The organism is Enterobacter sp. RIT637 (assembly GCF_019718755.1).
Classification (GTDB): Bacteria; Pseudomonadota; Gammaproteobacteria; order Enterobacterales; family Enterobacteriaceae; genus Enterobacter.
In genome coordinates, this window is sequence record NZ_JAIHAZ010000004.1 from 66,653 (window position 1) to 80,687 (window position 14,035).

Annotated in this window: 12 protein-coding genes, 1 tRNA gene and 1 pseudogene; 8 read left to right on the forward strand and 6 right to left on the reverse strand. The window is 52.7% G+C overall.

Annotation, left to right across the window (positions count from 1 at the left end; genetic code table 11):
- Positions 1 to 10: 10 nt before the first annotated feature.
- The gene (locus K5E19_RS09000; protein ID WP_221550902.1) at positions 11 to 295 is read right to left on the reverse strand and encodes a YfcZ/YiiS family protein; all 285 of its coding nucleotides are present in this window, start codon (positions 293 to 295) and stop codon (positions 11 to 13) included.
- 372 nt (positions 296 to 667) lie between these two features.
- On the opposite strand from K5E19_RS09000, the gene fadL reads away from it, so the two are divergent.
- A complete protein-coding gene (gene fadL, locus K5E19_RS09005) occupies positions 668 to 1,951 on the forward strand; it encodes a long-chain fatty acid transporter FadL (protein WP_221550903.1) in 1,284 nt (427 codons plus the stop codon).
- Positions 1,952 to 1,995: 44 nt separating this feature from the next.
- Here the strand turns inward: fadL and mlaA are convergent, their stop codons facing one another.
- Positions 1,996 to 2,748 (reverse strand): phospholipid-binding lipoprotein MlaA, encoded by a 753-nt coding sequence (gene mlaA, locus K5E19_RS09010; protein ID WP_010433199.1) that lies wholly within the window; start codon positions 2,746 to 2,748, stop codon positions 1,996 to 1,998.
- A 315-nt stretch (positions 2,749 to 3,063) separates the two neighbouring features.
- Between mlaA and K5E19_RS09015 the strand changes: the two genes are divergently transcribed.
- Together K5E19_RS09015 and K5E19_RS09020 are read left to right on the forward strand one after the other, a co-directional pair.
- Entirely contained in the window at positions 3,064 to 3,993 is a 930-nt protein-coding gene (locus K5E19_RS09015) for a formate/nitrite transporter family protein (protein WP_221550904.1), read from the forward strand.
- A 75-nt stretch (positions 3,994 to 4,068) separates the two neighbouring features.
- Positions 4,069 to 4,140, forward strand: a tRNA-Arg gene (locus K5E19_RS09020).
- Positions 4,141 to 4,167: 27 nt separating this feature from the next.
- On the opposite strand, the gene K5E19_RS09025 is transcribed toward K5E19_RS09020, so the two are convergent.
- Entirely contained in the window at positions 4,168 to 5,547 is a 1,380-nt protein-coding gene (locus tag K5E19_RS09025) for a diguanylate cyclase (protein WP_221550906.1), read from the reverse strand.
- A 228-nt stretch (positions 5,548 to 5,775) separates the two neighbouring features.
- On the opposite strand from K5E19_RS09025, the gene lpxP reads away from it, so the two are divergent.
- Positions 5,776 to 6,732, forward strand: coding sequence for a kdo(2)-lipid IV(A) palmitoleoyltransferase (lpxP, locus tag K5E19_RS09030; RefSeq protein ID WP_221550907.1), 957 nt, complete (start codon positions 5,776 to 5,778; stop codon positions 6,730 to 6,732).
- A gap of 356 nt (positions 6,733 to 7,088) precedes the next feature.
- Entirely contained in the window at positions 7,089 to 7,160 is a 72-nt protein-coding gene (gene ypdK, locus K5E19_RS24330; protein WP_099458937.1) for a membrane protein YpdK, read from the forward strand.
- A gap of 53 nt (positions 7,161 to 7,213) precedes the next feature.
- On the opposite strand, the gene alaC is transcribed toward ypdK, so the two are convergent.
- Positions 7,214 to 8,452 carry an alanine transaminase gene (alaC, locus tag K5E19_RS09040; RefSeq protein ID WP_221550909.1) on the reverse strand — a complete coding sequence of 413 codons (1,239 nt, stop codon included), beginning with the start codon at positions 8,450 to 8,452 and terminating at the stop codon, positions 7,214 to 7,216.
- 387 nt (positions 8,453 to 8,839) lie between these two features.
- On the opposite strand from alaC, the gene K5E19_RS09045 reads away from it, so the two are divergent.
- Positions 8,840 to 10,537 carry a sensor histidine kinase gene (locus K5E19_RS09045; protein WP_221550911.1) on the forward strand — a complete coding sequence of 566 codons (1,698 nt, stop codon included), beginning with the start codon at positions 8,840 to 8,842 and terminating at the stop codon, positions 10,535 to 10,537.
- A gap of 13 nt (positions 10,538 to 10,550) precedes the next feature.
- Positions 10,551 to 11,282, forward strand: a complete 732-nt coding sequence (locus tag K5E19_RS09050) for a LytTR family DNA-binding domain-containing protein (protein WP_221550912.1) — start codon at positions 10,551 to 10,553, stop codon at positions 11,280 to 11,282.
- Positions 11,283 to 11,317: 35 nt separating this feature from the next.
- On the opposite strand, the gene glk is transcribed toward K5E19_RS09050, so the two are convergent.
- Positions 11,318 to 12,283 carry a glucokinase gene (gene glk / locus K5E19_RS09055; RefSeq protein ID WP_089597886.1) on the reverse strand — a complete coding sequence of 322 codons (966 nt, stop codon included), beginning with the start codon at positions 12,281 to 12,283 and terminating at the stop codon, positions 11,318 to 11,320.
- A 205-nt stretch (positions 12,284 to 12,488) separates the two neighbouring features.
- Here glk and K5E19_RS09060 point away from each other — a divergent pair, with 205 nt between their 5' ends.
- Entirely contained in the window at positions 12,489 to 13,724 is a 1,236-nt protein-coding gene (locus K5E19_RS09060) for an ion channel protein (RefSeq protein WP_221550913.1), read from the forward strand.
- Here K5E19_RS09060 and K5E19_RS09065 read toward each other — a convergent pair.
- Positions 13,725 to 14,035 (reverse strand): annotated as a pseudogene (locus K5E19_RS09065) (indolepyruvate decarboxylase); the annotation flags it as partial.

Consider the following 14,035-nt stretch of genomic DNA (forward strand, 5'->3'; position numbering starts at 1 on the left):
GCCGCAGAGATTAACGCAGGCCCAGCTGGAAAATCAGCGTTTCAGCTTCACACGCAAAAACAAAGTCGATGTCCAGCTTCACGCCGCCTTCCACTTCCGTGAAGGTAGACTTGATTTCGCACGGATCGGATTCTACTTCACGCGCACGCTGGCTCAGCGCGGTCAGGGTTTCTTCCGCTTCGGCGCGGCTAGTGAATACACGGCTGTAAGACGCGGTGCAATCGGTGTTGTCCATGATGGTGCCAACATCCATACAGCAGCAAACCGGGGTTTCATCAGCACTGCATTTACTCATAGCTCAATTTCCTCTGTATTCGCGCAAGGCGCGAGATAAACACGATGCTGATATTTTACGCCCCGGCGCTGGCTCTCTCCAGCCGTTAATGACGCAAAATCGGATAAGTGAGCAATATCACACTAAAAAATGATCTAAAACAAAAATCACCCTTTCGGATGAGTCTTGCTGGTCACAATTTTGCCAACCAGATCTCGTTTCAAGAAACATGTTTGAAAATATTAATAAACAAACTTGCAACATATTAGCTGGTCAGACCTATACTCACGCCACTGGTCTGATTTGTATGTCATACCTCAGACCCTACACTTCGCGCTCCTGTTACGGTATGTAACAATTATTGAATAAAAATAACTCAATGAGGTTATGGTCATGAGCCAGAAAACCCTGTTCAAAAAGACTGCGCTGGCAGTCGCAGTGGCAATCGTCTCAACGTCCGCCTGGTCAGCGGGCTTCCAGTTAAACGAATTTTCTTCCTCTGGCCTTGGCCGTGCATATTCCGGGGAAGGCGCTATTGCGGATGACGCAGGTAACGCAAGTCGTAACCCTGCGCTTATCATGATGTTCGATCGCCCTACCTTCTCTGCGGGTGCGGTTTACATCGATCCTGATGTCAATATTTCCGGCAAATCGCCTTTCACCGGCGCGAGCCTGAAAGCGGATAACATTGCGCCGACAGCGTGGGTACCTAACCTGCACTTCGTTGCGCCGATTAATGAACAATTTGGTTGGGGTGCGTCAGTCACCTCTAACTATGGCCTGGCAACCGAGTTCAATAACAATTACCCGGCAGGCGAATATGGGGGCAAAACCGATTTAACTACCCTCAACCTGAACCTGAGCGGCGCGTATCGTCTCAATGACAACTGGAGCTTCGGCCTGGGCTTTGATGCCGTCTACGCTGATGCCAAAATTGAGCGTTATACCGGTGAACAAACTGCCGCTCTGCCGAAAAACAGCAACAAGATCGCCAGCCTGAAGGGCGATGAGTGGGGCTACGGCTGGAACGCGGGTATTCTGTATGAGCTGGACAAAAATAACCGCTGGGGTCTGACCTATCGCTCAGAAGTGAAAATCGATTTCGATGGCGATTACAAAAGCGGCATCCTGAGCCCAGTAAACGGCATGGTTCCGGGTGCAGGCACCACCATCCCGTGGGGCACGTCAAACCAGACCGTACCAGGTTCGCTGTCACTGCATCTGCCAGAAATGTGGGAAGTCTCCGGTTACAACCGAGTCGCACCAAAGTGGGCTATTCACTATAGCCTGGCATACACCAGTTGGAGCCAGTTCGAAGAGTTGAAAGCGACCGGCACCAATGGCCAGACGCTGTTCTATAAGGACGAAAGTTTCCACGACGCATACCGTATTGCGCTGGGTACGACCTACTATATGGACGACAACTGGACGTTCCGTACCGGTATCGCGTTTGACGATAGCCCGGTTCCGGCTGATAAGCGCTCCATCTCCATTCCGGATCAGGACCGCTTCTGGCTGAGTGCGGGTGCAACCTATGCATTCAACGAGAACGCGTCAATCGACGCTGGCGTCTCTTATATGCACGGTCAGAAGGTGACGTTCCAGGAAGGCCCTTACGAGTTCACCTCTGAAGGTAAAGCCTGGCTGTTCGGTACCAACTTTAACTACGCGTTCTAATCGCGCAGGGATCAAAAAAGGTGAGCATCGCTCACCTTTTTTATTTATTCCGAATCGATATCTTTTAGTTCATTCTCAATGGCTTTCGCGTTTGGATTATCTTCCGGCTTCAGCTTGCCGCCGTTGGCAATGAAATCATGGTTCTGGAAGTATGCCTCACGCACCATAATATACGGGTCAGAAGACTGGCGCAGCAGACCGTCAGAGTCCAGCAGTTGCGCACGCGTTTCAATCCCTTCCACCGTCCACTTACCAATCGACAGCGGCCAGGTCAGCCATGACAGCACCGGATACAGCGTATCCACCATATCGCCGCCATCATCTCGCACGGTGAAACTGCCATAGAACGGCAGATGCACATACGGACCATAACCTACACCGTAATGCCCCAGGGTGCTGCCGAAACGGTGCGGTTGCTCACGCTGCAGTTTGGTGTTTGCCATGCCAGCGACATCAATGAAGCCGCCCATACCCAGCAGGGAGTTCAGGAAGAAGCGCGTAAAGTGCACCATCCCCTGATACGGGTCACCTTGCAGGAAATAGTTCACCATCACCGCAGGCTCTTCCAGGTTACTGGTGAAATTGCTTAAACCATTACGCGCAGGTTGCGGAACATAATCGCGCCATGCCACCGCTACCGGGCGGACCACGTATGGATCCAGCACGTTATAGTTGAAGCTGTACATCGAGCGGTTAAATCCTTCAAGAGGATCGGAGCGTCCCGTTTGCTCCCCTGAGCTGGCGCAGCCCACAAGCATCGTCGCGCCCAGCGCAAGCGCCGACAGCCGAAGTTTCATAATTATCTCCCTGTTCAGTATGGCTATCGTTGATTGCCATCCGTAACGGAGCATCTGGCGCTCCGTATGAAAACGTGCAAGTGATTGTAACAGCACGTTTCCCGATGTCTATGAGCACAATTACGGGCAGTAACCACCGTCACTCTGATCTCAGCATAGCCTGGCTTTACGAATTCGTTTCGCTGGCAATTTTATAATGTCTTTGAAAGAGATGTATCACCTTTGTTGCCATTGCCATCAATTTAAGAGCATCCCCACAGGCATCACGATAAAAGCCGCTACGCTTAAAAGAAAGATCATCTTCCAGGAGCAGTTATGAAAGAAGTGGGCGAAGAAAAAATTGGTGAGAGCAATGAGGATCTTGAAATTGAGAGTGAGGAAAAAGAGCGTGGCGAGAAGATAGAAATTGACGAAGATCGCCTCCCCTCTCGTGCGATGGCGATCCACGAACATATTCGTCAGGATGGCGAAAAGGAGATGGAACGCGATGCCATGGCCCTGTTCTGGTCGGCGATTGCTGCGGGTCTCTCGATGGGGGCGTCGCTGCTGGCCAAAGGCATATTTCATGTTCAGCTGGAGGGGGTGCCGGGTGGATTTTTACTGGAGAATCTCGGCTACACCTTCGGCTTTATCATCGTCATCATGGCGCGCCAGCAGCTCTTTACTGAAAACACCGTCACTGCGGTGCTGCCCGTGATGCAAAACCCGACTCTGGGCAATTTCGGCTTGCTGATTCGGCTCTGGAGTGTGGTATTACTTGGGAATATCATTGGTACAGGCATCGCAGCATGGGCCTTTGAGTATATGCCGATATTTGATGAGCCCACCCGGGATGCGTTTGTAAAAATTGGCATGGATGTGATGAAAAACACGCCTTTAGAGATGTTCTCGAATGCGATTATCTCCGGCTGGATCATCGCTACCATGGTGTGGATGTTCCCCTCGGCAGGCAGCGCAAAAATTGTGGTGATCATTCTGATGACCTGGCTTATTGCGCTCGCCGATACCACACACATCGTGGTGGGTACCGTTGAAATTCTCTATCTGGTCTTTAATGGCACGCTGCACTGGAGCGATTTCTTCTGGCCGTTCGCCCTGCCAACGCTGGCTGGCAATATTTGCGGCGGGACCTTTATCTTCGCGCTGTTGAGCCATGCGCAAATCCGCAATGATATGTCGAACAAGCGTAAGGCCGAGCTTAAGGCGCAGGAAGATAATGAAAAGTCGGCAAAAAAATCGGCCTGAATGGTGACTCTTTGAGCAGTCAGGCGGCAATGCGCTTAACGCAAAGTGTAAATAACGCTATACTCGTGCCGCCTCGTCCCCTTAGTTAAATGGATATAACGAGCCCCTCCTAAGGGCTAGTTGCAGGTTCGATTCCTGCAGGGGACACTTTCGTTCTTCATGACTTCATAAAAATCACTGCATTTTCCACAACTCCACACAGTTCCGCCCGCGCCGTTTTGCACCATACAGCGCCTCGTCGGCTGCCTGAATCAGACGTTCGTAATCCGGGTGTCCATTGAACATCGCCGCCCCAATTGAAAGGGAGAGCGGGATGACCTCGCCAGTCGGAGCGTTAACCTTAATTTTCTCCACGCGTTTACGGATCCGTTCGGCGATACGCAGGGTGTCAGCTTCGGTGATTTCCGTCAGCACAATCAAAAACTCATCGCCACCGTAGCGAAATACGTAGTCGCAGGTGCGAACGTTGTCATAAAACGCACCCGCCACCTTTCGCAAGATTTCATCTCCCGTATTGTGGCCCCAGGTATCATTGATTTGCTTGAATTTATCAACATCAATCAGTAGTGCCGACAGCGGCGTACCGGCGCGGGTGGCTTGGGTGATTTCACGTTTAAAAATGGTCGGCAGGAAGCGGCGGTTCAGCAGTCGAGTGAGTACATCCATTCCCACCTCGTGGCGGGAAACCTCATCAAATAGCTCTCGTAACAGAGTAACGATTTGCGAGAGGGTGTTACGCACCTGCCGCAAGAACTTGACCTGTCGTGACCTGTCACGAAGCGCGTCGTCAGCCTGGCGAACCTCATTAAACGCCTCGTCAAACTCCTGAATAAGACGGGAGATATGCCCTGCTTCGGCAATACCGCTGAAATAGTGGCGTCCTTTATGGCTAAACCACAGCCCAAAATCGGATTGCCCGAGCGGTCGGCTATTTCCGATACTGGAATCTAACATCACCTTATAAAGCAGCGTCATTTCCCAGGTCAGCAGCGTAGCGGTCTGGCGCTCCTTCTCTTCTTCCGCATTTTCCATCAGCGAGAAAATCCGGTAGTTCTCGTCCTCTTTAGCCGCATTGTTCTCGCTGAAGACATACGCGCGCGACATCACTTCCATCGCCAGATCGATGCTGTTAATGGCGTAGTGATAAATGCTGAGCTTTACATCAGAGGGATGGGGCGTGGCGTTAATAATGGGTAACAGCAATTTCTTCAGCACCCTGAAACCCATTTCGACCAGGTCGACAGAGATGCCGATACGGGCATGGACATCTGCGGCACGCTGCTGGGCGCGTATCTGCTCCTCAACCTGCCCAACCTGACAGGAGAGAACATCAACCAGCCACCGACGCAGCGCTTCCTGCAATTGCCTTTCCACCTGTTCAGTGGTCAAAAACTCAGCAACAATAGGATCGGCCATAACAACACGATAGAACTCCGCAATCAGAACAGACGCGTGATCGGCAGCAAGCTGGGCGGTAAGGTCATGAATATGCGGATCGGTTTCATTGATCAGTTGAACCCACTCGCCCTTCACCGATTGCAGATAAGTTTCCATCGTCAACTCCTTCAGAGTCTTTTTCAGCTGTTTATAACAATAGCAAAATCAAGTCTCTCCGTAATCGCCGCTTTTTTAATCAAAAACGAGTAATAGCACATATCGTATAAGGGTGCTACATTATGCCGCCCATCCAATGTCAGCTATGGCCAGGTAACGCCGTAAAGATCGGTAAAGCCTGCAACCATGACCTTGCACTACGGTCCAATAGGCACGTGGTATCGCTAAATGCGTTACTTTTACCGGTTTTACAAAGGTTCCTTTAATTTGTCTGAATCCTCATTCAAACGCGCGTTCTTGCACCCGCGTTACTGGTTTACATGGTTTGGTCTTGGCGTACTTTGGTTGCTGGTCCAGCTTCCTTACCCGGTGATACGCATGCTGGGCTCAAGACTCGGCAGCGCATCGCGCTATTTCCTTAAACGTCGCGAATCTATCGCACGTAAAAATCTTGAACTTTGCTTCCCGCACTACAATGCGCATCAGCGTGAAAAGCTGATCGCTGAAAACTTTAAATCTATCGGCATGGCACTGCTGGAAACCGGTATGGCCTGGTTCTGGCCTGATGAACGCGTGCGTAAATGGTTTGACGTAGAAGGTCTGGATAACCTGAAGCGCGCCCAGGCGCAGAACCGCGGCGTGATGGTCGTCGGCGTTCACTTCATGTCCCTCGAACTGGGTGGACGCGTGATGGGGCTTTGCCAGCCTATGATGGCAACCTACCGTCCGCACAATAGCGCGCTGATGGAGTGGGTTCAGACTCGCGGCCGCATGCGCTCGAACAAGGCGATGATCAGCCGTAACAACCTGCGCGGCATGGTCGGTGCGCTGAAAAAAGGTGAGGCCGTCTGGTTTGCACCCGATCAGGATTATGGCCGTAAAGGCAGCAGCTTCGCGCCTTTCTTCGCGGTGAAAGACGTTGCCACGACCAACGGCACCTTTGTGATTTCGCGCCTTTCCGGTGCCGCCATGCTGACCGTAACCATGGTCAGAAAAGCGGATAAATCTGGCTATCGTCTGCACATTTCTCCGGAAATGGCGAACTACCCGGAAAATGAGTGTGAAGCCGCAACCTTTATCAACAAGGTTATCGAGTTCGAGATCATGCGTGCACCTGAGCAGTATTTGTGGATGCACCGCCGCTTCAAAACCCGTCCTCTGGGCGAAGCCTCTCTCTATATTTAAGCCTTCCAGAAGGTTAGTTTCGCTAAGAAACTAACCTTTTCAATCACCTGTAATTACCCTGAGTAATCGTCTTTTTTCTGCGTCGCTCAACGGGAATTTATTGCGTACTGAAATCAAACTGTCGCCGTTCCACGACACCCGTAAGTATCGGAAAGTATTTAGAAAAATCCCACTTGTCACCCCCCATTTTTAGGCGTACATTAGCGCCGTCTGACAATGGGAAGCGCAGAATTCTGAGGTGGAGTCTGAGGCGTAGCGGGATAATTCCGATTTCCGTTTTAGCCCGATTTCAACTCTCTATAATCAGGTGGACTCTGTTTTTAATGCGTACTACAAGATACGCGGAGTGATGAAACGTGAAATATTTCTTTATGGGCATTTCGGTGATTGTTTTAGTCTGGGCCGGAACCTTTGCCCTGATGATCTAGCAAAGAACATGCAGTCAAAAAAAACAGGAGCCATCGGCTCCTGTTTTTTTATGTCATGACGACGCGGGGTGTTCTGCGACGCTCTTTGAGGTGAGAAGACCGTCGGCCCGGAACATACTCTTGATGCCCCTCACCGCCTGACGAATGCGGTCGCTGTTTTCAATCAACGCAAACCGCACGTGGGTATCGCCATAATCGCCAAAACCGATGCCCGGCGAGACGCACACCTTCGCGTCCTGGAGGAGCTTCTTGGCAAATTCCAGCGACCCCATTGCCGCATAGGGTTCCGGAATTTTAGCCCAGACGTACATGGACGCCTTCGGCATTTCCACCATCCAGCCCGCTTCATGCAGCCCTTTCACCAGCACATCGCGACGCCGCTTATACTGGGCAGCAATATCATGAACACACTGCTGATCGCCTTCAAGCGCTGCAATGGCGGCGACCTGTAGCGGCGTAAAAGTGCCGTAGTCGTGATAGCTCTTAATACGCGCCAGCGCACTGACCAGCGTCTTGTTACCCACCATAAAGCCAATACGCCAGCCCGCCATGTTGTAGCTTTTCGACAGGGTAAAGAACTCTACCGCCACGTCACGCGCGCCCGGCACCTGCATAATCGAGGGGGCCTTCCAGCCGTCGTAGACGATATCGGCATAGGCGAGATCGTGAACCACCAGCACGTCGTAGCGTTTGGCGAGGGCAACGACTTTTTCGAAGAACTCCAGTTCAACGCACTGGGCCGTTGGGTTTGACGGGAAACCGAGGATCATCATCTTTGGTTTCGGGTAGCTTTCGCGAATCGCACGTTCCAGCTCGTTAAAGAAGTCTACGCCTTCCACCAGCGGCACAGAGCGAACCTGCGCGCCAGCAATCACCGCACCGTAGATATGGATCGGGTAGCTGGGGTTTGGCACCAGCACGGTATCACCGTGATCCAGCGTCGCCAGCATCAGGTGTGCCAGCCCTTCTTTCGAGCCAATGGTAACAATGGCTTCACTTTCAGGATCGATGTCCACCTGGTAGCGATCCTGATACCAGCGGGAAATGGCACGACGTAATCGAGGAATACCACGAGAGGTTGAGTAACCGTGCGTATCCGGACGCTGGGCAACCGTACAGAGTTTCTCAACAATATGCGGCGGTGTTGGGCCATCAGGGTTACCCATGCTGAAATCGATGATATCTTCGCCGCGCCGACGCGCAGCCATCTTCAGTTCAGCAGTGATATTGAAAACGTAAGGGGGGAGACGATCGATACGCGTAAAACGGCGTTCAGGACTGAATTCAGCCATAGATTCCTCAGATTAACGTTAGCGCCCGGACCGTCCGAGCGACGCTGCCACCGATGTGGCGTGCTTAGAAAATAACCTGAAAAAAAACATGCTGTCGAGAGGGAAAGTAAAAAAAAGATATCGCGTTAAAACAGGAACCCTGCTGTCGCTAAAAGCGGAAGGCTGATGACAAAAAATGGTTTTTTAATACCTGTTATTTAACATGGTGTTATCATAACCATTACCTCGCCGCGCTTCGTTCAGAAAAATTCAGCCGGACTGAAGAACTTTCCGCACAATCCCCTTTGTAATTTGTGGTTTTTCCTCATTTGATAAACCTGACGGATAGCTGGTCAATACGCGCCAGGTTTTTTATCATGGTTCTTTCCCGATTTTCCAGGTTCACTTGTGCACGAAATATTCGATATGCTGCTGGCGGTGTTTGATCGCGCAGCGCTAATGCTGATTTGCCTGTTTTTTCTCATACGCATTCGCCTGTTCCGCGAACTTCTGCACAAGTCAGCCCACTCGCCAAAAGAGCTGCTGGCCGTAACCGCCATCTTTTCGATGTTTGCCCTTTTCAGCACCTGGTCCGGAGTGCCTGTCGAAGGGTCGCTGGTCAACGTGCGCATTATCGCCGTGATGTCAGGCGGGATACTGTTTGGCCCCTGGGTAGGGGTGATCACCGGATTAATTGCCGGCACACACCGCTATTTGATTGATATCGGCGGCGTGACGGCGATTCCGTGCTTTATTACCAGCATTATCGCCGGGATCCTGTCCGGCTGGATTAACCGCAAATTCCCCAAAAAACAGCACTGGCGCGCCGGGATCATCGCGGGCATGGTGTGTGAAACCTTGACCATGATTTTGGTTGTGCTGTGGGCACCCACGACCGCTCTTGGGCTGGATATTGTTTCGAAAATCGGTATTCCGATGATCCTCGGTAGCGTCTGCATCGGCTTTATTGTGCTGCTGGTGCAGAGTGTGGAAGGGGAAAAAGAGGCCAGCGCCGCACGTCAGGCCAAGCTGGCACTCGATATTGCCAACAAAACGCTGCCCCTGTTCCGCCACGTTAACGTTGAGTCTTTACGCCAGGTCTGCGATATCATTCGTCGCGATATTCACGCCGATGCCGTCGCCATCACCAATATCGATCACGTGCTGGCCTACGTGGGCGTCGGGGAGCACAACTATCGTGACAACGACGACACCATCAGCCCGACCACCCGACAGGCGATCAACTACGGTAAAATCATCATTAAGAACAATGATGAAGCCCACAGGACGCCCGAAATACATTCCATGCTGGTGATCCCATTGTGGGAGAAAGGCGTCGTCACGGGCACGCTGAAGATTTACTACTGCCACGCGCACCAGATTACCTCCTCACTGCAGGAAATGGCGATTGGTCTGTCGCAAATCATCTCAACTCAGCTGGAAGTTTCTCGCGCGGAGCAGCTGCGCGAGATGGCAAATAAGGCAGAGCTACGCGCGCTGCAAAGTAAAATTAATCCTCATTTCCTGTTTAACGCGCTGAACGCTATCTCCTCCTCCATTCGTCTTAATCCGGACACCGCCCGCCAGCTGATTTTCAACCTGTCACGCTACCTGCGCTACAACATTGAATTGAAAGATGACGAGCAGATCGACATTAAAAAAGAGCTTTATCAAATCAAAGATTACATCGCGATCGAGCAGGCCCGCTTTGGCGATAAGCTCACCGTCATTTACGATATTGATGAAGAGGTCAACTGCGTGATCCCAAGCCTGCTGATCCAGCCGCTGGTCGAAAACGCCATTGTCCACGGAATTCAGCCGTGCAAAGGCAAAGGCGTCGTGACCATTAGCGTGACGGAAAGCGGGAATCGCGTGCGCATTGCGGTACGCGATACCGGCCACGGTATCGACCCAAAGGTTATTGAACGCGTGGAATCCAACGAAATGCCGGGCAATAAGATTGGCCTTTTGAATGTCCACCACCGGGTCAAGCTACTGTACGGCGACGGGTTGCACATTCATCGCCTGGAGCCGGGCACGGAAATCGCGTTTTATGTACCGAATGAACGCTCCCACGTTCATGCACCGACATCCCTGATGCCATAGGCCGGAGTGACAGATGAAAGTCATCATTGTGGAAGATGAGGTTCTGGCTCAACAGGAGCTGAGCTGGCTTATCAAAACGCACAGCCAGATGGAGATTGTAGGCACCTTCGAAGATGGCCTGGACGTGCTGAAGTTCCTCCAGCACAACCGGGTCGATGCCATTTTTCTTGATATTAATATTCCGTCGCTGGATGGCGTGCTGCTGGCGCAAAATATTAATCAGTTTGCCCACAAGCCGTTTATTGTTTTTGTTACCGCATGGAAAGAGCACGCCGTGGAGGCTTTCGAGCTGGAAGCGTTTGACTACATCCTGAAGCCTTATCAGGAGTCGCGTATTATCAGCATGCTGCAAAAGCTGGAGGCGGCATGGAAACAGCAAGCCGCACCTGCTGGCACAAGCCCTGCAATCCGGGAGAATGACACCATTAATCTGGTGAAGGATGAAAGGATCATCGTCACGCCTATCGACGATATTTATTACGCCGAAGCACATGAAAAGATGACGTTTGTCTATACGCGGCGCGAATCGTACGTGATGGCGATGAACATCACCGAGTTTTGCAGCAAGCTACCTGCGGCGCACTTCTTCCGCTGCCACCGATCGTTTTGCGTCAATTTGAACAAGATCCGCGAGATCGAACCCTGGTTTAACAATACGTATATTTTGCGTCTGAAGGATCTCGACTTCCAGGTGCCGGTGAGTCGCAGCAAGGTAAAAGAGTTTCGCCAGCTGATGCACCTGTGAGCGTTCCCCTCTCCCGCAGGAGAGGGGAATTAACATCAGAGAATTTGCCCCAGAACCTGACGCAGGTGCGCACCAGAGCCAAGCAGCCCAGGATTATCGTGCACAATCAGGTAAACAGGGATGTCCTGCACGTAGCTTCTGAAGCGTCCCTTATCTTCAAACCCGCCGCGGAAACCGGAGGCTTTAAAGAACTCGAGGAAGCGCGGCATGATACCGCCCGCAATATAGACGCCGCCAAACGTGCCAAGCGTCAGCGCCAGGTTGCCACCGAAGCGACCCATAATCACACAGAACAGGGATAAGGCACGACGGCAATCGATGCAGCTGTCCGCCAGCGCGCGCTCGGTCACGTCTTTAGGCTGCAGATTTTCAGGCAGACGGCCATCAGATTTCACAATCGCACGGTACAAATTGACCAGCCCGGGGCCCGACAGCACGCGTTCGGCAGAAACGTGGCCGATCTCAGCACGTAACTCTTCGAGGATAATGCCCTCTTCTTCACTGTTCGGTGCGAAATCCACGTGGCCGCCTTCACCCGGCAGACTGACCCAGCGCTTATCAACGTGGACAAGGTGAGAGACGCCCAGCCCGGTTCCCGCGCCGTAAACCGCAATCGGCTTGCCTTCGACCGGCGCCGTGCCGCCAAACTGGATCAGGTGTTCCGGCTTCAGCATCGGGATCGCCATCGATACCGCCGTGAAATCATTGATAATTTCAAGATGCGCAAAGCCGAGGTTTTTTTTCATTTCGGCAATGGAGAAGGCCCAGGTGTGGTTGGTCATCGCCACCCAGTCACCGGTAATCGGGCACGCAATAGCGATACAGCCGTCCTCAACGCTGACCTTATGCTCTTCAAGATATACGCGAACCACGGCTTCCAGACTTGGATAATCCAGCCCTGAATAGGTTTTCGCCTGGGAAATGTCACCGCTATTTACATCGCATAGTGCAAGGCGCGCGTTCGTGCCGCCCACATCACCTACCAAAGCATACTTTGTCATTCTTCTACTGCTCCGCTAAAGTCAGAATAAATCTTTGGAACACTGTAAATTCAAGGCGTGATAACAACAACGACCAGAAAGTGAATGCCCCAGGATTATCGATCTTCGTCACAGAATAACTTTACCGTTTCAGCACCTTTTGCACTATTGCCATAAAGCTGATTGTGCAAAGTAACGTTATACCGTTTTGTACAAGGAAATCATCATGCTCCACCCGCGAGCCAGAACCATGCTGTTATTAGCAATACCGGCGCTCGTTATTGGCGTTGCTTCAAGCCTGGTGCTCATCGTCGTGATGAAAGTCGCGTCGGTACTGCAAACGATGTTATGGACCGCCCTGCCTGCAAATATCGGCTTCAGCCCGGATTCTCCCGTATGGATTATCGTCATGCTGACGCTCACCGGTATTGCGGTGGGTTTGGTGATTCGTTTCAGTCCAGACCATGCCGGGCCCGATCCCGCGCAGGAACCGTTGATCGGCGCGCCCGTCAGTCCGGCGGCGCTGCCGGGACTGATCGTTGCGCTGATCGTGGGTCTGGCGGGCGGCGTCAGCCTGGGGCCTGAACATCCGATCATGGCGGTCAATATCGCGCTGGCGGTTTTCCTGGGTTCGCGCATTTTACCGCGCGTCGACGCGCTGGACTGGACGATCCTGGCCTCTGCAGGCACCATCGGCGCGCTGTTCGGTACGCCCGTCGCCGCCGCGCTGATCTTCTCCCAGACGCTGAGCGGTAATAATGACGTCCCGCTCTGGGACAAACTTTTTGCGCCGCTGATGGCCGCCGCTGCCGGTGCGTTGACCACCAGCCTGTTCTTCCATCCCCACTTCTCTCTCCCTCTGCCCGACTATGGCCAGATGCAGATCGCGGACATCTTCAGCGGCGCCATTGTGGTCGCCATCGCCATTGCGCTGGGCATGATCGCGGTATGGTGTCTTCCACGCCTGCATCGGCTGATGCATAAGCTCAAACATCCGGTGCTGATTCTGGGCGTCGGGGGGCTGCTTCTCGGCATTCTGGGCGCTATCGGCGGAAAAGTGACGCTGTTTAAAGGCCTGGACGAAATGCAGCAGCTGGCATTCAGTCAGGTATTTAGCGTGTCGGATTATCTGCTGTTTGCGGTGATAAAGCTGGCGGCGCTGGTCGTGGCCGCCGCGAGCGGTTTTCGTGGCGGACGCATCTTCCCGGCGGTGTTTGTCGGGGTAGCGTTGGGCCTGATGTTGCACGAGCATGTGGACGCCGTACCGGCTGCGATAACCGTTTCGTGCTCGATTCTCGGGCTGGTACTGGTGGTGACGCGGGATGCGTGGCTAAGCCTGTTTATGGCCGCCGTCGTGGTGCCTGACTCTACCCTCTTCCCTCTGCTCTGTATCGTAATGTTGCCCGCCTGGCTCCTGCTGGCGGGCAAACCGATGATGATGGCCTGGCGAAACGATAAGTGATCAGGCGTTATTACTCGCCTCCAGCGCTTTGGTTATCGCGCCCAACAGCGGGGGAATATCCGCTTTGGGCAGCATGACCTCAATGAGCGAAAGCCGCTCATGGTGCGCCACTTTTTCCAGCACGTCCGCCAGTTGATCGACTTCACTGACCCGCCAGCATTCAGCCTGAGGATCCAGGCTGAGCGCCTGCGGGATCTGCGTCCAGTTCCACAGGGCGATATCGTTATACCGCTGTTCAGGCCCGTGTATGGCCCTCTCAACCGTGTAGCCTTCGTTGTTGAGCACCAGGATAATCGGGTGCTGTTTATCGC